This is a genomic window from Mucilaginibacter lappiensis (assembly GCF_900155965.1).
Lineage (GTDB): Bacteria > Bacteroidota > Bacteroidia > Sphingobacteriales > Sphingobacteriaceae > Mucilaginibacter > Mucilaginibacter lappiensis.
Genome location: NZ_FTMG01000015.1, coordinates 155792 through 177530 on the forward strand (window position 1 = coordinate 155792; position 21739 = coordinate 177530).

The window sequence follows — 21739 nt, forward strand, 5'->3', positions numbered from 1 at the left end:
ATGAACAAAATATATTCCATAAATAAAAAGGCGATGAATAGTACAGCTTTCATTTCGCGGTCAAAGGGATTGTTATTATTGGCAGGGGCATTGATGCTGATCGCCTCATCCTGCAAAAAAACAGATTACCTGGATATTAACGCGGCCGACAGACCTCCGCTTGCCGCGCATATCAGCTTTGTAAATGCCCGGCCGGTTAATGTGGGCATACAATTCTGGACGTATACCACGCAGGTAACTAAAACCGCGGTACCCATTAATGGAAAATCAGATTATCTGGATGCGCAGTTTGGCGATGTGCAGATCAACTTTACCGAGGGTACAAATACATCTTATAAGGCATCGCGTGAGTTTGGTAACAGTGCTACATTTACCAGCAGCGGCGGCCCCAATGGCCCCATAGCCAACTATTATCACACGGTGTTCGCCATTAAAAATACCAAGGCAACCGCCGATTCGCTGATCCTGTTTTATGATGACCTGGCAGTACCCGCAGCAGGTAAGGCCAAAATAAGGTTTGTGAACCTGGCGCCGGGTAGCCCGAATGTTGATTTTGGCATAACTGGGCAAACCGCTTTGTTTACCAATACCGCTTATGGCAGGGCGGGAAGCTCGGTTTTGTCAGGGACTGGTTTAAATACCTGGTCTATAGGGCCATTTATTACTATTGACGCAGGTGTTCTTGATTTCCAGGTGAGTAATACAAGCGATCATTCAGTAGTAAACATCCTGAATAACCAATTGAGCAACATTAGTTTGCAAGCTGGTAAAATTTATACCATTTACATCAACGGAACGCCGGGCAGCGCAGCCATTGGTGCAACTATACTTACACACAACTGAAATACAGCACATTATATAAGTGATTTAATAGCGTGTGCTTTAAAGCATGCCCGGTTCCGTTCCGGGCTGCTTTAATTTGTTAAACCCTCTAAAATATCATATCATGAAAACAAACAGTCGCAGAAAATTTATCGAAAATACCTTAAAAGCAACGGTAATAGCTGCCGTAGGCGGTCCCATACTTCTAAAAAGTGCATCCGCTTCGGTAACCGGCAATCACTATCAGGTTAATGCCGATGAAGCCTTAAAATTTACACAGGTACTATTAGGTTTTGATTATAAGGCATTAGAACCGCATATAGATGCACTTACGATGGAAATCCACTATACCAGGCATCATACCAGCTATATTAAAAATGTGAATGAGGCCATTATAGCCGAAAAATTGACTTTTACTTCTGAGAAGGATTTTTTTGATAATGCCTCCAAACTATCGGCGAGGGCTCGTAACAATGGTGGCGGTGCATGGAACCACAACTTCTTTTGGCAAAGTTTAAAACCAGGTACGCCTGCTGGACCGGATGGCAAGGTAAAAAAGGCTATCATAAGTTCATTTGGTTCTGTGGAGAAATTTAAAGAGTTATTTAGCCAGGCAGCACTTACTCGTTTTGGCTCGGGCTGGGCATGGCTGATTAATGATAATGGTACTTTAAAAATAACGTCGACTGCAAATCAGGATAACCCATTGTTTAATAACGCGGAGGTAAAAGGTACGCCATTATTGGCCTTGGATGTTTGGGAGCATGCCTATTATTTAAAATATCAGAATAAACGTAACGAATATATAACGGGTTGGTGGAATGTTGTAAACTGGGATGAAGTAAACAAAAGGTTGGTGTAATATGAGGGTAAAAATAGATGATAGGCGCCGTCAAATGCGGTTGAGTGGAAGTCGATGGTGGCAATAGGGCCATTAGAATGCTCTGTTAAGAATGAAAGATCAGGCTGTCGAACAGAATAAGGACTAAAACGGCAAACCAATCATTTCAATTTTAATGCCTTCATCGGCTATTTTTGGCAAGTGATGACCGTTTGAATAATAATTTTAGTGTCCTCTGGGTCGCGTACCTGAATACAGTCCGCACCGGTGGTTTTAGCAGGATGATCATTTCCACCTTCAAATAGGGCATCGCCGATAAAGAGCATGTCTGCTATGCCTATCTTTAATACTTCTTCCAGTTTGTGCATTCCGTAAGCTTTATCTATACCTGGTTTGGTAATATCTATGGAAGTTGCACCACCCAGGTTAATCGCGAATTCGGGGATCATTTTTTCCAAAAGGATTTTTATCTTTTTCCTTTTTTTGAAATCAGGATCCCAGGCTTTTTTTGGCTCCAGAGGTGCCTGCTGGCCCAGCGCGGAAAAAGTGATCTGGCTATCCCGGTCTTCTATTTGATCGCCCCAGGTTTTTTCTGCTTTAAAACCCGATTGTTCAACCGCTTTTTTTAAGGAAGTTTCAATTTTTTGCTTTTGCGCATCTGTAAAATTCTCAGCATATAGCTTCTTCCAATCACCTTTTTCATAACTATAAAATTGGGTACCACAGGTCGGCAAAATCGACAATTTTGAAAGATCGCTTCCTAGCGGCAGGTGGGCGATCACCTGCTTTTCAAATTGCGGCCAAGCGCCGCCGGATATAATTGCGATCCGTGCAACTTTTAGCAAGTCATGAAATAATTTTGCCATTTCTTTATCGACAGCCGCTTTACTTTCAGCAAGCGTTCCGTCCAGATCAAATACAATTAACTTTTTCATTGAGGGTTAGTTAGTGGCATCTGTTTATCAGGTATAGCTATTTCCAGCAGTGTAATTTCATTATCTGGCCGAAAGTTGCATTGTCCGACAGATGCAGGTAACAGCATCACATCTCCTTTATTTATACTGAAATTATGATCCTCATAGTATAGTTCGCCATTTCCTTCTATACAAACCAAGATACGCGGCTCATTTACGTAGCCTACGGTAAAGGAGGAGTCGTTTTGTGTGCGCCATACTATAAAGTGGTCGTCATCGAATAATTTTTCAGTTTTATCTCCTTCGTTAACAGGTATTACGGGCCCAATATTGATCTGCTCAAAATCAATACAAGCGAGCGCGTCAGCTACCTGTAGCTCGCGATGCTTACCAATTTTCGTATCTGTACGATCCCAGTCATACAGGCGGAAAGTGACATCACTGTTTTCCTGCACTTCAAAAACAACCGCTCCCTTAAGGGTATGCACCGTGCCTGAATGGATAAATATACTATCGCCTTGTTTGGGTATAAAGCTATGAAGATGCTTTTCTACGCTATTGCTTTGCACCGCTTTACTTAAATTTTGCTTGTTAGTCCCAGGTGTTAATCCGGCGTATATCAAGCTGTCTTTTGCCGCTTCCAAAACCACCCAGGCTTCGGTTTTTCCAGTGTCTCCGTCGGGAATATATTTCTTTTGATTGTCTGATGGATGTACCTGTACTGACAGCACTTCTTTACAGTCTAAAAATTTCAAAAGTAAAGGAAATCGGTCAAAGCGATCCTTTAATTTTCCCATTAACTCACCAGGATACTGTTTCATCAATTGAGTGATTGTATAGCCTTGTAAAGGCCCGTCAGAAACCTTGCTGGCGTGATCCTTTCGGTCGCTAAGTATCCAAGCCTCCCCGATGGGCTCGTTTTTTGGCAAGGGCTTGTAGAGCAGGCTTTCTAATTTCCTGCCGCCCCATAAACGATACTGGTAGACCGGCTCGAATTTTAAAGGATATAATATACTTTTCATACCATGTATTAAGCTTAATTATCCAAATAAGTTTCATTAATTGAATAACTACACTGATTTATTAGACAGGTAATTTCCTTGGCAATGAATGATGTTAATACATTGGGCGAGATTGCCGATGATCTGGATCTCGTTTTTTAACTAGTTATAGTTATTGCTCACTCGCCTAAACTCTGTCTATTCCAGCCTTAATTTTACCTGGTGTTTAAAAACTATTTACCGTAATAAACGTTTTTATAAACCAGATGAGGGAAAAAAGAAAAAACGTGGCCATTATTGTGGCACATCCTGATGATGAGACGCTATGGGTAGGTGGAACTATTTTAAAAAATCGTGACTGGCAATGTTTTATCGCTTGCCTATGCCGGAAAAATGACCTGGATCGGGCTCCTAAATTTGAAAAGGTCTTGAATATTCTAGGTGCTAAAGGAGTGATGGGAGATATGGATGATAGCCCGGAGCAAAGACCATTACCCGATGTTTTGGTAGAGGAATCTATCCTTGAATTATTGCCATCAACACACTTTGACCTTATCATAACACATAGTATTTATGGAGAATATACAAGGCACCGACGGCATGAGGAAATTGGTAAGGCCATAATTAATTTATGGCACTCCGCTCTATTAACCACCAGCGAGCTCTGGACTTTTGCCTTCGAGGATCACCAAAAAGCCAATTTTCCAACAGCGATAAAAAAAGCATCGATATTTTACTCGCTACCACAGGAAATATGGGAGAATAAATACAGCATTGTTACTAATACCTATGGATTTAATCCGGAAAGTTGGGAGGCTAAGACCACTCCAAAAGAAGAGGCCTTCTGGAGATTTTTAAATGCCGATCAGGCTTATAATTGGTTAGCCCACAAATAACGATATGAAAGTTTTACTGCTGTACGATTATCCGGCATCTCCTAGTGGCCTGGCAACCCAGGGTGAACTGCTTTATAAAGGTCTATTGGAGATGGGAGTAGAGGCTTTTGCGGTGCACTGCGAATCTCCCCAGGAAAAGGAATGGTATTATCGCTGGTTTAAGCCGGACGTGGTAGTAGGAATAGGCTATTGGGGGCATACCCCCGACCTGATACTTCACCCGCAGAAATTTGGAATGCAGCCGGTTCCCTGGTTAGTTGCCAATGGTTATATTGCCAATTACCAGGATGTATTGAATAAACTGCCACTAATTTTGGTTACCTCCAACTGGGTAAAGGAAATGTATGTACGGGATGGAATAAATGGTGATAATATCGAAGTGTTACCCGTAGGCTGTAATACAGATACTTTTATACCGCATCACAAAGAAGATCCTAAAATTGCATCAGTGAGGGAGGCATTGGGTATATCACCGGATGAATTGATGCTGTTAACTGTTGGCGGTGATGCAGCCTCCAAAGGCGCGCAAGAGGTTATGCAGGCGCTCGCTTTGATCAAAGACAAAATCCCAGCCTGGAAATACGTTTGTAAAGTATGGCCGCAGCCACGAACCGATCTGCAAAACCAGGCAGACAAGGAGTTGGCTAAAACGCTGCGTATTGAAGAGCATATGATTTATGCAACCAGCATTACATCCCGGAATTTTATGCCCTATTTGATAAACGCCTGTGATATATATGCAGCGCCCTCGCGTCTGGAAGGTTTTGGAATGTTGCAGGTGGAGGCAAATGCTTGTGAGAAACCGGTAATCGCCATGAAGGCAATGGGCATGCTGGATACCATGGTTGATGGAGAGACCGCTCTGCTTGCCAATATCGGAAAACATATTGTGGTAGACCATGTTATTTTAGGAAAGGTTGCTGGTTATGAAGAAAATCATAGAGTAGAATTTGATATTCCCCGTACCGTAGATTACCGTGCAAACGTGGATGACATCGCTGCGGGTTTATTGGAATTGATGAACCATCCTTTAAAAAGGATTGAATTAGGTACCGCAGGCCGAAAACGCGTTATTGAGCATTTTGACTACAGAATAGTAGCCAAAAAATTTGTTGACATAGTAACCCGTAAATTAAGGGTTACTTAAAGCAATAGCCTATGGAAACAATAAATTGGCTGGAGATCGAAGCAGCAAAAAACGCCGCTGTTGAAGTATTGATCCATAATTCAGATGGGCCATTCCATGGTTTACCACGTACTGCAGGATGGGGATACCCCGAGCCTTATACCCGCGACCTGATGTTTTCAATTTTAGGGATAGCGGTGAGCGGCAACCAACAACTTATCGAAAGCATTCGTAAAGTTTTATTAACGCTGGCAAAAAATCAAACGGTGCACGGGCATATTACTTCTTTGGTACATGATAAAGATGATCGGGGGGCAAGTGACACCACACCGTTATTTTTGATGGGGGTGGGCATATTCCGTAAGCTTACCGGTGAGAATGAATTTTTGGAGGAGGCTGTACAAAAATCATTAACCTGGATGGTGTACCAAAGTCCATCAGACAGAATAATGGTGGCTCAGCAACCTACCAGTGATTGGCGTGATGAGCAATGGGTATTAGGTTACGGACTGTTTGTAAATACAATAGTGTACAGTTATCTGCGCTTGCTGGGCCAGGATGAACGCGCGGATCAAATGTGCAAAGAAATGAAACGGTTTACAATTGAGGACATGCCAAAGCATAAGTATGAAGGCCTTAAAGTAAAAAGTAAGCCTTATTATGCTTTTTGGTCGTACAAGGTCTATTGCAGCAAGCGATTCGATTTGCTGGGTAACAGTATTGCTATTCTTTCGGGCTTGGTATCAGTTTCTAAAGCCGAAGAAATCATAACCTGGATAGAAGAAGAGTGTAGTCAAATGCAGGAGAAAGGTGATCTGGCTATTAATATCCCACCGAATTTCTTTCCTTTTGTGCTTCCTGGAGATGCAGATTGGCATCCTCGTTATGAAAGCTTTAATATGCCGGGCAATTATCACAATGGTGGGATATGGCCTTTTATATGCGGGTTTTATGTAGCCGCACTTGTTGCCGCAAAACGATACAGGCTTGCAGAACAAAAATTGATGGAGCTTACTAAGCTGGTAAGATTATCCCAGGACAAGGCGCTTAAATTTGGTTTTAACGAATGGATAAAGGCTCAGGATGGCAAAGTGATGGGAGTTGACTGGCAGACCTGGAGTGCTGCGTTATACCTGTATGCCGCAACCTGCGTTAAAGAAAGAAAGACTCCGTTTTTTGATGAAATGAGAGGATAATGTAGATATTACAACAGGCTTAACCCAACAATTCTGCACACTTTAGAGCAACGGGTTTTGTCTATGAGAACGGAAATAGCAATTAATTGTTAGAATGTTGTAACGATCAAGGTTCTGGAACACCTGTTTGTAATTTATGGAATGATTTGGTGTATAAGTTATTATGAAATTTGGGTCCACTCCTAAAACATATGGAATGGTATTTGTAAACAATGGCTGTAATGAAAAAGAAGATGAAAGAAGAAAATATAAAATAAATTGCCAGACTACTGCTTGGCGTAGGTTTGATATTTGCAGGGATGAGCCATCTTACCTTTGCGAGGAAAGACTTTCTGGCGCAGGTTCCGGACTGGGTTCCTCTAAAAACGGATGACATGGTTATGTATTCAGGTATGGTTGAAATAGCTTTAGGAAGCGCGTTGGTTTTTACCCCTGAAAAGTATAAAAGAAACGTAGGAAAGGTAGCCGCTGCTTTTTTTACCGCTGTTTTCCCTGGCAATATTTCTCAATTCGTTCATAAGAGAAACGCGTTCGGTTTAAATTCTGATCTTAAGAGATTTGTACAACTATTGTTTCAGCCAGCTCTTGTTTATTGGGCAGCAAGAAGTACTGGTAACATTGATTAGTAATAATGCCACTGTTTAAGTACGGACTAATATCATCGAAATAATGAGGTCAAATTTATATGTAATCAATGCCAATAAGCCCCGGTACCATATTTGTGCTCACTTTGATAACTGTCAATGATGATTTAGTTCGGTTTAATTGACTGCTTGCAAGTACTCTTCAGCAACCAGTAAAAAAAGTTTGGAGTTGTCTTTAGCTATATCCAGACATTCGGTTACCAATTGCGCATATTCCCGGAGTTCTGGTCTTAAAGCCAAAAGATTTAATATTTTACTGGCACCAACCTGCAAGTGTTCGATCACGCCCATATAAAAAATAATGGACATGTCACTTTCATACCGATATGATTTATCGTCTTGCACCTGATCCAATGCCTCCTTTATAATGGCATTCATACCAATACAATAATCTTTTAGGGCCGATTCGTTTAAACTTTTGAATATGGTTTTTAAACTGATCATTTGGGTATGGGTGTCATCCAGTTGTTCTGACAAGGCAAGCTTTAACGTATTAAAGTTGGAGTTGTTAATTAACGTCGGTAAATTATCGATCAGATGGTTTTTGGCAGAGTAAAGAATGCTTAACTGATTGATAAAAATGGAACGAATAGCTAAATTGCCTAAAGTGTTTGGGTATGACAGATCCATGGTTAAGCCCTATATTTTTCAAAACACAAAATGGAGTTTTGATCAAGGCAATTATTAAAGATATGGAATTTAATTCTATAAGATTTTGCTCCAGAGTTTTTTAATTGAATGTCGAAAGTGCTTAACGGAATTATTTTTTTCACTCGGACCTTCTTCTGTAGAAGGGTTCGCTTTTTACAGAACAGGTATGCTTCTTTAACTATTATTCCGGAAAGGTGCCGATTGGCTTATGTGTACAATACTCAACGAAGTATTTTTCGTCATTTTTTAATCACTTCAAACAAATTTTTAACATTTTCAAAATAGGGCATCAAATGTTAACGAATAATTTAAAAAGAAATCATTTGCCAAGAACGTTATTTTACTTCAAACTTGTAATTGCCTGATCCACATTTAATCATCACCGCCCCATTGATATGATCAGGTTTTATTAGTTTTTCATTTTCATATACTTTTGAACTGCCGACAACCGGTAAGTAAATATTCGCAGTTACATTGACCGGTATAGTTACTGACAATGTAAATTTGCCGCCGTCTTTTTTCCACGAGGTTTTTACCCAGCCATATGGGGAATGAAAACTGCCGCTGGCTGAATTAATGTCGCCGACCGGCTGTGGCCTGATCCTTAATGTTTTAAAACCAACTGAATTGCTTTCCTGGTCGATCCCCGCCAGACCGCTGTAAAACCATTCCATAACGTGCCCAAGCATCAGGTGGTTATTGGATACTTCCTGGAGCGCTGGCCATGATTCGGTCAACGCAGTTGCCCCTTTCTTTAACTGATAACCGTAACCCGGAACATCATCCCGGTTGTTCATCTTATAGATGACCTCAGATTTTCCCCCTTTATCCAAAGCATCCACCAGAAAATGGAACCCGATGTCACCTGCAGTCAATTTATAATTATGGGAGATGATAGAATCGCAAAGATTCTTCAAAACAGCGCTCCTGTAAGGCGTGTTAACTAACCCGACACTTAGAGGCATGGCCATGGCTGTCTGGCTGCCTGTTGAGTAAACCGCATTGTTTTTATCAAAGAATTTTGTGTTAAAAGCTGCCTTAATTTCTTTTGCCTGAAGATCGTATTTAACAACATCTGCTTTTTGGTTTAAAATTGCCGCCATCTTACCCAACAAAACGACATCATAATAATATATGGCTGTGGCGGTAAGCGCTTTCGGTGTTAGTTGTGCCTCTCCTGGCCTGCCTGGACCGTAGTCAAACCAATCGCCAAGTCCATAGGATAAAATCTGATGGTCGGACTTGTTCTGCAGGTACTGTACATACTTTTTCATCATGGGGTAAGCCTTTTGAACAACATTTTCGTCATGATACCAGGAATATAGTAACCAGGGCATGATAACACCTGCACTTCCCCATTCGGGTGAATCCAGAAACCCATCTTGAAACTTTACAAATTCAGGAGCGATGTCCGGAATGAAGCCCTCCGGTGTTTGCGCATCAATGAGCTCGTTTACCAGTTTACGGTACAAACCATAATTATCAAAATTATAATGAATGGAAGCACCCATGAGGTAGTTCTGTTCAAGCCAGCTGAGTTTTTCCCGGTGAGGGCAATCTGTTACTACACTTTGCAAGTTGCTTTTTATAGCCCAGTTAATGAGGGTATAGATCCTGTTAAAAAGCTCATTAGAGCAGGTAAATGTTCCATTAGCCGGGGAAGAGTTACGGGTATGTAAAAACTTCAGGCTAACGACTTCAGGCAAAGAAGACGATCCGGCATGACCTGCAGGCTTGGCTCCATCTACCTGGATATAACGCAACCCATAATAAGTAAATCGCGGATGCCAGGTTTCTATGCTATCACCTTTTAAGGTATAGGACAGGTAATAAGGCTCGCCTGTCGCGGCCTGATTGGCCATATTATCCTTGTTTAATATTTCAGACGGGATTAACTTCACCGTTTGCCCCCGGTGTCCCTTTATTTTTATTTCAGGTATGCCGGACGCATTTTGACCAAAGTCATAAACAAAAACCATGGATTTGGGTTCGTTGATCTTTATGGCGCTGAAAGAATCCATAATAGCCACAGGATGATCCAGATCAGAAGTCAATTTACCTAAAGGTGCTTTTACCAGTTCCGCATTCTTCCAGTTTTTATCATAAAAGCCGGGTTTATTCCAACCGGTCAGCTCCATTCTCGCATCATAATCTTCTCCTGCATAGATGCTATTGAAAGTTATGGGAGAAGAGGCCGTTTTCCAACTGCTGTTGCTGATCAGGTCTTCGGTTGTTCCGTCCTCATAGTTTATTTTAATGCGGGATAATAGTTTGGGCATACCGAAAGCATCCACCAGCTTAAAATACCGTTCCCGGTTAATGTTATAAAAACCATTTCCCAGCATGACACCCACACTGTTTGTTCCTTGCTTGACCAGGGATGTTATATCCAATACGTTATAAAGACATGTTTTATCATAATAAGTCCAGCCAGGAGCCAAAAACGCCTTACCAACCTTCTCTCCGTTAATACTCAATTCATAATGGCCAAGGCCACTTATAAAAGCAAATGCGCTGGCAACCTTTTTGCTAATTTTAAAATCTTTCCTAAACAAAGGGCTTACAGGTCTTTGCAGGCATTTACCCTTCATTTGGTTAGCATACGGGGCATGTACTCCCGGTACAACCCGCATGGAATCTGCAAGATCTTCGTAACCTATCCATTTGGCATTTTGCCAATCCTTTGTGTTCTCCAAACCTGTGCAAAAAGAATCAACCTCACTCCAGATCGAAGGCAGACCTTTTTTATCCCAAACCTTCACTTTCCAGAAATATACCGTTGCTGGTTTTAACTTATTTCCTCGATAAGGGATCATGATACTATTGTTTCCTGGAATTTTTCCGCTGTTCCATACATCAAACTCATTGGCTATTAGTTTTGCCTTGGATGAAGATACTCCTATTTGGTATGCGTTTTGAGTTTCAGACTGATCTTTAGCACTTAGTTCCCAGCCGAAATGAAAATTAGCCGTTGACACGCCTAAGGGATGTTGGTTATTTTCACATAGGGTAGTCTCTATCCGCAACTGAGCGTAGCTTGCAGTCGCCGCAATAAAAATCAATATAAAGAAGGAGATACAAGATTTAATTAGGTTATTCATTGGCTTCAGATACATACTTATTGCAGTTAGAAAAGAAAACTTAAGTTGTATGGTTTCTTATGTCAAATTGGTTATAACAAAAATAGTAGAAAACTTTCGAAGTGCATCCTGTACTGTCTTATCATGCTGTCTCATTTTTGCCTTGGTAACTTAAATCTTACTTTTTGAATAAGTTTACCAAATGTTTTTTTAATAATGTTTAACCGTCTACAGGAGTGATATATCGGGAGAATAAGCTTCTTTTAACTGACCTGCATCTTCTAGCATTTTATATTCTTGTGCCGTTGGCGATTTGTTTGTATGCATTCCCTAATGATGGAATAATAACAAAAAATGGCAATGAATGCGAATTTTTCAAAATCAACATAATACAACAGATTAAAAAACTGGGTAATAAATAAGGCATATTAAAAATCATTCAGTAAATCACCATAAAAGATACCGCTTGCGTTGCCTGTTATAATAACAGGTGTTTGTTTTTCCAACAACATACCTTAATATTGTAACTTTCTTTATTGACACCCATTTAAATGAGCAGAAAAGCGGTACATATTATGGTCCTCAGTATAGGGATGCTTATGCTCTTGATTCGGCCATACCTGGTTTATCAGCTCATAGGGTATGAAATTAAAGATAAAAATCCTGTTAAAACAAGACTGCTGCAGCGGCTAATCAAGAAAAAAGAAGATCATTTTGAATGTTATGAGCAGGCAGCAGCAGAAATCCGAGGTAAGAAATTCTGCTTTCGTCTTCCGGTAACTCCAGTTCCTTCTTTTCAATTCCAAAAGTTACATCCTGCCGCTGGTTTTTGTTTAGCTGCCTTTGCCGAAATGGCGGCTGGGATATTACTCATCAGACGTGGAAATCACCGATATTGCCTTTTATCTTGTTTCCGTATCTGATATCGTGAAACGATTGTCTTCGATAAATCGGCCCTTTTAGTTATCGGCCTCTTTGCCTACATTCATTTCCATTAAATCTATTTTAATGTTCAGACTCATATGAAAACCGTTTTTTTTATTCTTTTTTTGATCGGAAATATCGCTGCACAGGCGCAGGAGCAAATCAAATGGCCGAATCATAAGAAGTCTACCATTATCCTTACTTATGATGATGCCTTGCCTTCGCAATTAAAGGTTGCTGCACCTCAGCTAAAAATGGCGAAGTTAACCGCTACATTTTTCCTTACCAGTGATATTGATAGTTCGTCTATACCCCAATGGCGAAACCTGAGTAGAGAAGGTTTCGAATTGGGCAATCATACAGTCCTCCATCCATGCGCAGGAACAGATGATAACCCGGTCCCATCAGATCATTATACCGCTTATCAGATCATCCGTGAGATTGAGATCATGGACCGGTTTTTATACGCGGTTGATGGGAAGACCAAAAGGACCTTTGCCTACCCCTGCGCTGAAACCACTGTTGGAGGTAGGGATTATGTAGATTCCCTCCGAAGGTATACATTGGTCAAATATGCCAGGGCCGGAGGCGACTCCAGCGCTTTTATTACCGATTTCAGGCACCTTGATCCATTTCGCGTTCCTTCCTATGGATTGGAAGGTGGCGAAACCGGCGCGCAGTTAATTGCTTTTGTAAAAAAAGTGCAACAACGCGGTGGAATGGGTATCCTGATGATCCATGGTGTTGGTGGTGATTATATTACCATATCAGCTAAAGCTCACCAGGAGCTGATCCGGTACCTGGAAACACAGCGGAAAGAAATATGGATTACCACTTTCCAGCAAGCTATGAATTACGTTAATCGGCACATTCCTTTAAAAGCACAAAAACTTTAATCTCCATTACGAATAAACTATGAAAAAAAGATTTTTAACCAATAAGTACATGTTTTTTCCGGCAGCTTTAGTAGCTGCTACCTGCTTTGGCATTTCAGCTTACCGTTACCCCGAAGCGCCGGGCATTAATAAGGTGCAGCATGTGGTTGTTATTTATATGGAGAACCATAGCTTTGATAACCTCTACGGACAGTTCGAAGGCGCGGATGGCTTGGCCGAAGCTAAACAGGAAAACGTTATCCAGTTGGATGCATCGGGTAAACCTTATACAGTGCTCCCGCCGATACCACGTAGCAGCGCGTTCCCCACAAACCTGCCCAATAATTATTTCAATATCGATCAATACGTTGCTGCCGATCAGGTTACTCCTGATGTAACGCACGCTTTTTATCACGAACAAATGCAGATCAATGGCGGCAAGATGGATAAATTTGCACAGTATAATAACACCAAGGGTTTTGCTATGGGTTATTATAACACGGCTAAGCTGCCGTTATATGACCTCGCTAAAAAATACACCCTTTGTGATCATTTCTTCCACAGCGCTTTTGGCGGATCCTTCCTTAATCACCAATGGCTGATAGCGGCGTCGTCGCCGTTATTTCCCGATGCTCCGACGGCTATTAAAGCCCAGTTGGATACGTCGGGAAAACTGATTAGGGATGGGATAGTAACGCCGGATGGTTATGCGGTTAACACCGCTAATTCTGTAAACCTTCATCCTAAAGGCGCCAATCCTGCATACCTGGTGCCCAACCAGAATGGCCCAACCATTGGTGACCGCTTGTCAGATAAAGGTATTTCCTGGGCTTGGTATTCCGGGGGATGGAATGATGCCGTTGCTGGAAGGCCTGATCCTACATTCACCTACCATCACCAGCCTTTTGCCTATTTTACACAATATGCAACAGGTACGATAGGCAGGAAAAAACATTTAAAAGATGAAATCGAATTTATAGCAGCAGCGGAGAATGGGACATTGCCAGCAGTATCCTTTGTAAAACCCATCGGGCTAGAGAATGAACACCCGGGCGAATCAACCGTTAAGGGCGGAGAAAACCATGCAGTAGAGTTGATCAACGCGGTACTGAATGGTCCCAACGCCAAGAATACCGTCATTATACTAACCTATGATGAGAATGGCGGATTCTGGGATCATGTTGCCCCGCCTGTGATTGATAAATGGGGGCCTGGCTCACGTATCCCTGCACTGATTATTTCACCATTTGCCAAAAAGGGCTATATAGATCATACTCCTTACGAAACTGTTAGTATCCTGGCATTTATAGAAAAGAGATGGCAGTTGAAGCCGCTAAACAGCCGCGATCAGCATGCTGATCCGTTAAGCCATGCGTTCAACTTTTAAAGGCATCACGGCAGGCTTGCTGGCCATCATGGGCTGCAGCCTGCTGGCTTTTCACGGTGATCCTGATACAGCATCTGAACTTATTCGCAAAAAGCTGGTATTACAGGCGGATAGCTTTTTGACTATGGCACGCTTATTACAGAGCACAGCTGCCGGAACAAATAATAAACTGATCCTGCAACGACGGTTCAGAGAAGCACGCCTGGCTTATAAACGGATGGAATGGGCGACAGAATACTTTGATCCCTTAACTTCCCGGCAGGTGAACGGGCCACCAGTGCCCGAAACGGAGCTAAACGGGCAGTTTACCGAACCCGAGGGATTACAGGTTATAGAAGAACTGCTGTTTCCACATTTGAATCCTTCTTCCCGAAAACAGTTGATTGCTTCGCTGAAAAAACTTGCGGTTAACGCGGAGATATACCGGGAATATTTTACGCGCACCGACTTGCAAGACTGGCAGATTATGGATGCAGTAAAGCTGGAAGTTTTCAGGATAGAAGCATTGGGATTGAATGATTTTGATGATCCCCTCGCACGGCAGTGTTTTACAGAATCGGCAGTTGCTTTGAACAGTGTGCGTGAAGTTACCATGCGTTATGCGCGGGATGATAAAGACCGGTTACAACAGCTTTTTACGCAGGCAATCCGTTACCTTTCCGTTCCGGTAGCTTTTGATTGTTTTGACCGGGCAGCATTTCTTACGGCCTACGCTAATCCCTTAACACGAGAGCTGACCTGTTTGCATAAACAGTTGAAACTGCCGAACGTCCGCTATAACCGTCTATTGAACCAGGATGCAGCAACCTTGTTTGACAGTAGTACTTTTAATCGTAATGCTTATATCGACGCTCCGGAAGACACGGCTAACGCACAAAAAATTGCTTTGGGGAAAAAGCTGTTCTTTGATCCGCGACTCTCGGGTACGATGACGCGCAGTTGTGCGTCGTGTCATCAACCTGACAAGGCTTTTACAGATGGTCTGACCAAAAATCTGGACATCACAGGTAAAAAACATATTCTCAGAAATACCCCGACATTGGTCAACGCGGCGCTGCAGCCGGCACAGTTCTATGATCTGCGAGCGGCTTCTCTGGAAGATCAGGTTGGTGACGTAATAGGTAACCAGGACGAAATGCACGGAGACATGAGGCTTTCGGCTCTGAACTTTTGGCAGGATAAAACTTATCGCAAGCTTTTCGCTGATGCTTTTCCTGTAAAGGGCAGGGTTACAATTGACACTACCGAAATTAAGAATGCACTGGCTAGTTATATCCGAAGCCTGACAGCGTTAAACAGCCGGTTTGACGACTATATGCGGGGGGATCAAAAAATACTTAGCCAAAGGGAGATTAATGGTTTTAACCTCTTCATGGGAAAGGCTCGTTGTTCTACCTGCCATTACCTGCCTTTATTTAATAGTGTGCTTCCGCCAAGATATATGCAGATGGATGCCGAAGTCATTGGTGTACCAAAAACCAAAAATAGTAAAATCATCGATCCGGATCCAGGATTGTACGCTCTGCAGCCGATGGAGTTTAACAGATATGCTTTTAAGGTTACTACTGTGCGGAATGCCGCCCGGTCTGCGCCTTATATGCATAACGGCGTGTATAAGACATTGGAAGAAGTGATTGACTTTTATGATCAGGGTGGAGGTAATGGCCTCGGTTTGAACGTGCCTAACCAAACGCTGTCTGCCGGTCGTCTTCTACTCTCAGCTAAAGAAAAAATGGAAGTGGTAGCATTTATAAGGGCGCTCGATAATCGCTAACGTAAGGAATAATCAGGATATAATTTTAGGTTTCCTCCATTTCTTCACTTTGCTTGTCAAGCAGGAGTACCTCTTATATGTAAAATTTCGGGAGATAACTAACTTCATAATCCTGTTTATCAAATAACCACAAAAGGGACTGTTTAAATACATAAAAGCCTACAAGATAAATCTTTGTAGGCTTTTATGCTGTTTTGAACAAGTGGAGAGTTAATGTACCGCTGTTTAATGGCAGCGGTGCATTACACCGTAATAAATCTGTTATTTTCTAATTTTTGATGATCTTATAAACCCCACCCTTAACACCTCCTGGACCTGTATCAGGATTGGTTGAAAAATAAATCTCGCCAGCTGGATCTTCAGCAAAACCGGTTATTTTTAAGTTTTTGGGAATATTTTGTAAGGTTATATCGCCCCTTTGCCATTTGTCGCTTGCTTTTTCCAGAAAGAACACTTTTCCTATCCAATCGGCAAATACATACTTGCTTTTTAAACCAGGTAGCTGTTTTCCGTTATAAACATAGCCTCCAATCACACTGATCCCTATTTTATGGCTATATTCGGTTATGGGCATGGTAATTCCCTTAACAGGACATCCTGTAGCGGGGTTATAACAATGGGTTCCTTCCATTAAACGCCAGCCATAGTTAGCCCCCCTGGTAACGATATCTACCTCTTCCCACAAATCCTGACCAACATCGCCGGTAAACATTTGTCCCGTAGCTCTGTCGAAAGAAAACCGGTACGGATTACGGAAACCATAGGCCCATATTTCGGGTTTTGCATCTTTGCGGCCAACAAAGGGATTGTCCTTGGGTACAACGTATCCAACCTGGGTATTAACGTCCACACGCAATATCTTAGCCAGCCAGGTATCCAGTTTTTGTCCGTTACCAGACTTGCCGTGTTTGTCTCCCTGGCCACCGCCGTCACCGAAGGATACGTATAAATAACCATCTGGGCCAAATTTAATACAGCCGCCGTTATGATTTGATTCCGGTTCTTCAATAGTCAATATGATACGTCCGCTGTTGGGATCAACCGTACCTGAACCAGCCGATAGTTTGTACTCGGCCACGACACCGGTATGATCTGATTTTTCGGTGCTCGGTCTGCTGTAAAAGACGTAGAATTTTCCATTGGTCTTAAATTTTGGATGCAGGGCGATGCTCAATAGCCCCCTTTCTTCATAACTGTCACTTAATTTGACCAACTTACTATGCAGATCAAGCAAGGGCGCGTCGCTTAACTTCCCGTTCTTAACTACCCGGATTTTCCCCGTTTGCTCGGTAATCCAGATAACTCCGTTATCCGGGAAAGCCATATCCGTAGGTGCATTCAAATTTTCAGCAACCAGCTGAACTTTTAAGGGAATAGGTGACGGGTCTTCGGGTTTCGTAGCCGGCTTATGGTTACTAAAAGAGGGAAGCAAACATATTAAAATGCCCGAGCCCAAAAGGATAATAAAGGATACCCATAATTTTGATGGGTGTCGATTGCTGAATTTGTTTTTCATTGTTTAGTTTTTCAGGTTAATATTTGTTTATAAAATCAAACCATAACGTCCCGCTGACAGGTTCGCCGGAATTATGATTTTTTTGCCCTTGCGGCCCCATTACCTTTGCCGGTTGAAATTTGGTGCCGATAGGGCTGATGCCATTTAAAAAACCGATGCTTCCTGAAGGAAAAGCGGGTTCAACATTATGATTAGGTAATGCAGCCTGCTCTAATGCCGGATGCAGCATTTGCAGGTACAGGTTTTTGTTATCGGTATATATGGCAAATGCTGATTCCTTATTTTGAATAACTGCCCAGTTCATTTCAGCATGGTAACCTTTAAATTCCGGATATCCCCAGGTTTCCCCGGTAATCGTATTGTTATATGCTTTTTGCCATACGCCAAACTGCTGTCCGCGTAACCTGTTTTTCCAAACCCGGTAAGGGCCGCGGCCCAGCCATTTCATACCTGTAATTTTTTCTTCTGGATAATTAAAAGTTATTCCCATAAAATCAGAATCCTGTGTTTGCGAATAGGTATAGTCCAGTTTTACGGATTGCCCGGACGTAAAAGTCCATTTTACATGCAACGATCCTGCTCCCTGGTAGTCGGCTTCTACTATATATTCTTTTTTTAAATTTCTATAGGTAAAGGTATTTAGAGAGGTGCTTATCCCGGCTAATACAGGGCCGCCGGAGAGCGATATATCCGTGTTGGGTTTGGATACCTTTTCCATATAGCCGGTGGCTTTGTCAAAATAATATCTGATATGATCGCAGGTAACGATGAGTTCCTTATCTGTGGCGGTACTTACAATAGCTGAATTCGAACCTGATATAAGAGCTTTAGGAATAGCTGAAGGGGATTTGATAGCCCAGCTCCAGGTAAACAGCTCTTCGTGATCAGGGCCATAAGCCTTCAGATAAAGTGCATCGTTTTGTGACCAGTTTTTGGGCAAATTTAGGTCCAGGACGCCTTTTTTTCCTGGCATCAGCTCCAACGGCAATGGTTTGCCGGCGGTAGTTACAACCGCTCTAGTTGTTGTGCTTTGTGCAGATGGGAATTTGACCAGCTGCCATTCAAATTTACACTGGCTTAGTTTGGTGAAAGCATACCGGTTCTCGACTGGTATCCTTCCATCAAAAGTTTTGTCGATGGGTTGGGGATTAATGTAGATAGGTGACCATATTTCCTTAATCGTATAAAAGCTGGCCTCTTTTTCTCGATGCGGACCAACAATTCCATCCGGGGCATGGTTACCATCGCTGTCATAGGTATTGTTCTTATCGGTACGGATAACAGCCTCATCCAGAAATGCCCATATAAAGCCGCCTGCCCCGTGCGGGTGTGTTTGCATCAGGCTCCAAAAATCATCCAATCCGGCCCCGGCTCCGCCATCATATAAACCATGCATAAACTCCGTAGGGAAAAATACGTCCTGATCGGTAGCAACCGATTTTAAGACATAGTCATAATCGGGATAGTGTTTGGTGTTGGTGCCCCTGAATCTTTCCCAGGGATGTATTACTGTCCGTTTTTGAGGATCATAAAGATCATAATCATCATCTAATAAAGTATTCCAGCCACTTTCATTACCATTGTCCCAGAATATGATGGAAGGATGATTTACATCCCGTATAACCAATTCCTTTACCAGTTTATGTCCAACTAACGTATCATATTTGGCTTGCCAGCCGGTTAGCTCATCGAGTACGTATAATCCTAGTGAATCGCAAACATGCAGAAAATCCTGATCCGGTGGATAATGTGACATCCGCACTGCATTCATGTTCATTTGTTTCATGAGCTTTACATCCATTACCTGTATTGCATGGCTCAGCGTACGGCCTGTTTCTGGCCAAAAGCTATGGCGGTTGCTTCCTTTAAGAACTATTTTAGCACCATTGATGTATAAGCCGTCATTTATACGGAGGTCGATCGTCCGAAATCCGAATTTTTCCCTGATCTGATGGATGGCGCCCTGTTTGCTTTTTAAAGTTACGGCTACCTGGTATAAATTAGGGAATTCGGCGCTCCATAACTGAATATCGTCAAAATTACTTTTTAGCTCAAGGTGGCCTTGATTCAAATTTGCAGCAATGGAGAAAGGTTTGCCCACGTTTTCACCAGTCAGCTTTTTTACCTGTGCTTCGATGGTTTCATCACCATGCAGCCCCCTGGTGTAAACATCCATCAGGAAGGAGCCGTCAGCCCTGGCATTGATAGCTGTACGGTCAATAAATGTTTCAGGAACAACCTCCAGGTAAACTGGGCGATATATTCCCCCAAATACCCAGAAATCACTATTTCCGCGCTCCGCGTCATTGACAGAAGGATTAGCAGATGTTTTATCTACAATAACCTCGAGCAAATTTTGAGCTCCGGGAATAAGCAAATCAGTAATATCATATTTAAAACGGTAAAAACTCCCCTGATGTATGGGGCCGGCTTGTTTCCCGTTGATCATCACTTTAGTATCGGTCATGGAACCCTCAAACACAACAAAGACTCGTTTCCCATGCCAGTTTTCCGTGGAAAACTGGTGCTTATAATGCCCCTGCTCATTGGCCTTTACCTTATCATGGCCATAATTATAAGTGCCGAAACCTTGTAATTCCCAATTGGATGGAACCGCTATTTTTGTCCAGGTACCGCTGTGGCGGCCGCCGGAACAATAAAAATCCCATTGGACTGTATGGTCTTTATCCGTACCGGAAAGATATCTGATAATTGTTTCCTGTGAGAACGAATTGAAGCAGATACAAGTGAATAAGATCTGAAGAAGTATTTTTTTCATTAATGCTTTTATTATGAAATGGTCATTTATTAATGCTTGAGGCGGTCAATTGTTGAAAATACCGAACAAGAATAGCTACTTCTAAGCGAGTAAAAAAGAGCAGGGCAAACTAAAATTGCGCAATCGTTACCGGAATATTTTCAATAAGTTATGGTTATCGGGTGTAAGCATTTTGAAGAGATGCTGTATGGGGCTACCCGGACAGAGGCTTAATGACTATTTAATGAGGCCTTCCTGAGTTTCCTGTGCCGTTTAACCAGCGCTTCATCAGAAAGCTGTTGTTTGGTGTGTTTTTTTGCAGCTTGTGCACGAGTTACATTAGTAAAGGAAGTTGCTATAACAATGGCAAATAGATCTCGCAATAGGCCCTGGTCAGAATAGATTCTTATGGTTCGATTAAGTATGGAAAAACAATAGAGGCCTTAAATTATATTTAAGGCCTTTATGAACTAATTTGGAATTTTAGATGCAGAGAGCTAGGGTTTGGAACTTTTTATTATAACAATTTTGCCACGATCTTGAAAATACAGCAAAAACAGACAAATTTTCGACCTTTCCGACATATATCATCAGCTATCAACTGCCTTGGCCTAAGTAAACCGAAGCCCCTATAACTGTAAATCGTTTTCTAAAGATACAGGTAAAAGGTAACAAAATTTTCCAAAGGACAGAATTACTAATTATCTTATAATTAAATAACGAAAGATCTGACCTGAAAACGAACCTTTAGTTAGGTGGCCTCAACGACTTGCTCAATCACTTTTAAATCGGTATAATAAATAATTACTTTATTTAATTGTAAATAAACCACTTATGTAAATTTGATATTTTTATTTGTAAATGTGAAAAACAAAGCTACCTTTGCACTCCCGAAACGAAGGAAAGAAAGAAGGCGGAAACGCTGAGAGAGATGAGGGGAAAAGCCAAAGCAATTTTGGCAGCAAAACAAAAGAAGGGAAAGCGAAAGTTAACCCGGACAACAAGAAGGGAAGTCAGAGCGATTCTGGCGGACAGGAAATGAAAAGTTAAGGAGTGTTAAAACTCCAAGATTATAAAGCGGATCTGAGATAGTGAAGCTGAAAAGTTCTTTTAAGAAATAGAAAATCATGTAGTGTAACGATCGGAAACTAAACCCTTCCGATGAGTTATAAGAAAGCGGGAAGCTGTATAAAGATAACAGTGTGAGTGGAGAGAAGATAGAGGTTAGTGCAAACTGACAACTGCCAACTGCCAGCTCACAATACAGATTCTATTATTAATAATAGGGTCAGAGACAAACAAAACATTTTACAATGGAGAGTTTGATCCTGGCT

Annotated in this window: 17 protein-coding genes; 11 read left to right on the forward strand and 6 right to left on the reverse strand. The window is 41.9% G+C overall.

The genetic code is table 11. The annotated features are described in order from the left end of the window. Window positions 1–843, forward strand: coding sequence for a DUF4397 domain-containing protein (locus BW976_RS23070; protein WP_076376951.1), 843 nt, complete (start codon window positions 1–3; stop codon window positions 841–843). Between the two features lie 103 nt (window positions 844–946). Next, window positions 947–1684 carry a superoxide dismutase gene (locus BW976_RS23075; RefSeq protein WP_076377001.1) on the forward strand — a complete coding sequence of 246 codons (738 nt, stop codon included), beginning with the start codon at window positions 947–949 and terminating at the stop codon, window positions 1682–1684. 167 nt (window positions 1685–1851) lie between these two features. Here the strand turns inward: BW976_RS23075 and BW976_RS23080 are convergent, their stop codons facing one another. Then, window positions 1852–2598 carry an HAD-IIB family hydrolase gene (locus BW976_RS23080; protein ID WP_076376953.1) on the reverse strand — a complete coding sequence of 249 codons (747 nt, stop codon included), beginning with the start codon at window positions 2596–2598 and terminating at the stop codon, window positions 1852–1854. Further along, window positions 2595–3599 carry a type I phosphomannose isomerase catalytic subunit gene (locus tag BW976_RS23085; RefSeq protein WP_076376955.1) on the reverse strand — a complete coding sequence of 335 codons (1005 nt, stop codon included), beginning with the start codon at window positions 3597–3599 and terminating at the stop codon, window positions 2595–2597. Before BW976_RS23085 ends, BW976_RS23080 begins: the two co-directional genes overlap by 4 nt. A 245-nt stretch (window positions 3600–3844) precedes the next feature. Here BW976_RS23085 and BW976_RS23090 point away from each other — a divergent pair, with 245 nt between their 5' ends. From BW976_RS23090 to BW976_RS23105, 4 genes are all read left to right on the forward strand, one after another. After that, window positions 3845–4474, forward strand: coding sequence for a PIG-L deacetylase family protein (locus BW976_RS23090; RefSeq protein WP_076376957.1), 630 nt, complete (start codon window positions 3845–3847; stop codon window positions 4472–4474). Window positions 4475–4478: 4 nt separating this feature from the next. Next, window positions 4479–5621, forward strand: coding sequence for a glycosyltransferase family 4 protein (locus BW976_RS23095; protein WP_076376959.1), 1143 nt, complete (start codon window positions 4479–4481; stop codon window positions 5619–5621). 11 nt (window positions 5622–5632) lie between these two features. Next, entirely contained in the window at window positions 5633–6796 is a 1164-nt protein-coding gene (locus BW976_RS23100; RefSeq protein WP_076376961.1) for a glycoside hydrolase 100 family protein, read from the forward strand. A 299-nt stretch (window positions 6797–7095) separates the two neighbouring features. Continuing rightward, window positions 7096–7422 (forward strand): DoxX family protein, encoded by a 327-nt coding sequence (locus BW976_RS23105; RefSeq protein ID WP_245834771.1) that lies wholly within the window; start codon window positions 7096–7098, stop codon window positions 7420–7422. A gap of 135 nt (window positions 7423–7557) precedes the next feature. Here BW976_RS23105 and BW976_RS23110 read toward each other — a convergent pair whose 3' ends face one another. Next, entirely contained in the window at window positions 7558–8070 is a 513-nt protein-coding gene (locus tag BW976_RS23110) for a DUF892 family protein (RefSeq protein WP_076376963.1), read from the reverse strand. Between the two features lie 356 nt (window positions 8071–8426). Beyond that, complete coding sequence (locus BW976_RS23115; protein WP_076377003.1) at window positions 8427–11192, reverse strand: family 78 glycoside hydrolase catalytic domain; 2766 nt, start codon at window positions 11190–11192, stop codon at window positions 8427–8429. 530 nt (window positions 11193–11722) lie between these two features. Here BW976_RS23115 and BW976_RS23120 point away from each other — a divergent pair. The 4 genes from BW976_RS23120 to BW976_RS23135 all read left to right on the forward strand — a co-directional run bounded on the left by BW976_RS23120 (window position 11723) and on the right by BW976_RS23135 (window position 16131). Next, complete coding sequence (locus BW976_RS23120; protein WP_076376965.1) at window positions 11723–12094, forward strand: hypothetical protein; 372 nt, start codon at window positions 11723–11725, stop codon at window positions 12092–12094. Between the two features lie 99 nt (window positions 12095–12193). Then, a complete protein-coding gene (locus BW976_RS23125) occupies window positions 12194–12991 on the forward strand; it encodes a polysaccharide deacetylase family protein (RefSeq protein ID WP_076376967.1) in 798 nt (265 codons plus the stop codon). A 19-nt stretch (window positions 12992–13010) separates the two neighbouring features. Then, window positions 13011–14357, forward strand: a complete 1347-nt coding sequence (gene acpA, locus BW976_RS23130; protein ID WP_245834772.1) for an acid phosphatase — start codon at window positions 13011–13013, stop codon at window positions 14355–14357. Then, window positions 14341–16131, forward strand: a complete 1791-nt coding sequence (locus BW976_RS23135; RefSeq protein WP_076376969.1) for a cytochrome-c peroxidase — start codon at window positions 14341–14343, stop codon at window positions 16129–16131. The genes acpA and BW976_RS23135 overlap by 17 nt, the downstream gene beginning before the upstream one ends. 268 nt (window positions 16132–16399) lie before the next feature. Here BW976_RS23135 and BW976_RS23140 read toward each other — a convergent pair whose 3' ends face one another. Together BW976_RS23140 and BW976_RS23145 are read right to left on the reverse strand one after the other, a co-directional pair. Next, window positions 16400–17647: a PQQ-dependent sugar dehydrogenase gene (locus BW976_RS23140; protein WP_076376971.1), complete on the reverse strand. Its 1248-nt coding sequence runs from the start codon at window positions 17645–17647 to the stop codon at window positions 16400–16402. 16 nt (window positions 17648–17663) lie between these two features. Then, entirely contained in the window at window positions 17664–20426 is a 2763-nt protein-coding gene (locus BW976_RS23145; protein ID WP_076376973.1) for a glycoside hydrolase family 2, read from the reverse strand. An 861-nt stretch (window positions 20427–21287) separates the two neighbouring features. Here BW976_RS23145 and BW976_RS29535 point away from each other — a divergent pair. After that, window positions 21288–21455, forward strand: coding sequence for a hypothetical protein (locus BW976_RS29535; protein ID WP_175614163.1), 168 nt, complete (start codon window positions 21288–21290; stop codon window positions 21453–21455). Window positions 21456–21739 lie beyond the last annotated feature (284 nt).

What these genes read in the sequence shown, in the direction of transcription:
- BW976_RS23135 (WP_076376969.1), top strand. Translation starts at nt 14,341, where the DNA reads ATGCGTTCAACTTTTAAAGGCATCACGGCAGGCTTGCTGGCCATCATG.
- BW976_RS23120 (WP_076376965.1), top strand. Translation starts at nt 11,723, where the DNA reads ATGAGCAGAAAAGCGGTACATATTATGGTCCTCAGTATAGGGATGCTT.
- BW976_RS23140 (WP_076376971.1), bottom strand. Translation starts at nt 17,647, where the DNA reads ATGAAAAACAAATTCAGCAATCGACACCCATCAAAATTATGGGTATCC.
- BW976_RS23070 (WP_076376951.1), top strand. Translation starts at nt 1, where the DNA reads ATGAACAAAATATATTCCATAAATAAAAAGGCGATGAATAGTACAGCT.
- BW976_RS23110 (WP_076376963.1), bottom strand. Translation starts at nt 8,070, where the DNA reads ATGGATCTGTCATACCCAAACACTTTAGGCAATTTAGCTATTCGTTCC.
- BW976_RS23085 (WP_076376955.1), bottom strand. Translation starts at nt 3,599, where the DNA reads ATGAAAAGTATATTATATCCTTTAAAATTCGAGCCGGTCTACCAGTAT.
- BW976_RS23095 (WP_076376959.1), top strand. Translation starts at nt 4,479, where the DNA reads ATGAAAGTTTTACTGCTGTACGATTATCCGGCATCTCCTAGTGGCCTG.
- BW976_RS23090 (WP_076376957.1), top strand. Translation starts at nt 3,845, where the DNA reads ATGAGGGAAAAAAGAAAAAACGTGGCCATTATTGTGGCACATCCTGAT.
- BW976_RS23075 (WP_076377001.1), top strand. Translation starts at nt 947, where the DNA reads ATGAAAACAAACAGTCGCAGAAAATTTATCGAAAATACCTTAAAAGCA.
- BW976_RS23115 (WP_076377003.1), bottom strand. Translation starts at nt 11,192, where the DNA reads ATGAATAACCTAATTAAATCTTGTATCTCCTTCTTTATATTGATTTTT.
- acpA (WP_245834772.1), top strand. Translation starts at nt 13,011, where the DNA reads ATGAAAAAAAGATTTTTAACCAATAAGTACATGTTTTTTCCGGCAGCT.
- BW976_RS23100 (WP_076376961.1), top strand. Translation starts at nt 5,633, where the DNA reads ATGGAAACAATAAATTGGCTGGAGATCGAAGCAGCAAAAAACGCCGCT.
- BW976_RS23080 (WP_076376953.1), bottom strand. Translation starts at nt 2,598, where the DNA reads ATGAAAAAGTTAATTGTATTTGATCTGGACGGAACGCTTGCTGAAAGT.
- BW976_RS23105 (WP_245834771.1), top strand. Translation starts at nt 7,096, where the DNA reads ATGAGCCATCTTACCTTTGCGAGGAAAGACTTTCTGGCGCAGGTTCCG.
- BW976_RS23125 (WP_076376967.1), top strand. Translation starts at nt 12,194, where the DNA reads ATGAAAACCGTTTTTTTTATTCTTTTTTTGATCGGAAATATCGCTGCA.
- BW976_RS23145 (WP_076376973.1), bottom strand. Translation starts at nt 20,426, where the DNA reads ATGAAAAAAATACTTCTTCAGATCTTATTCACTTGTATCTGCTTCAAT.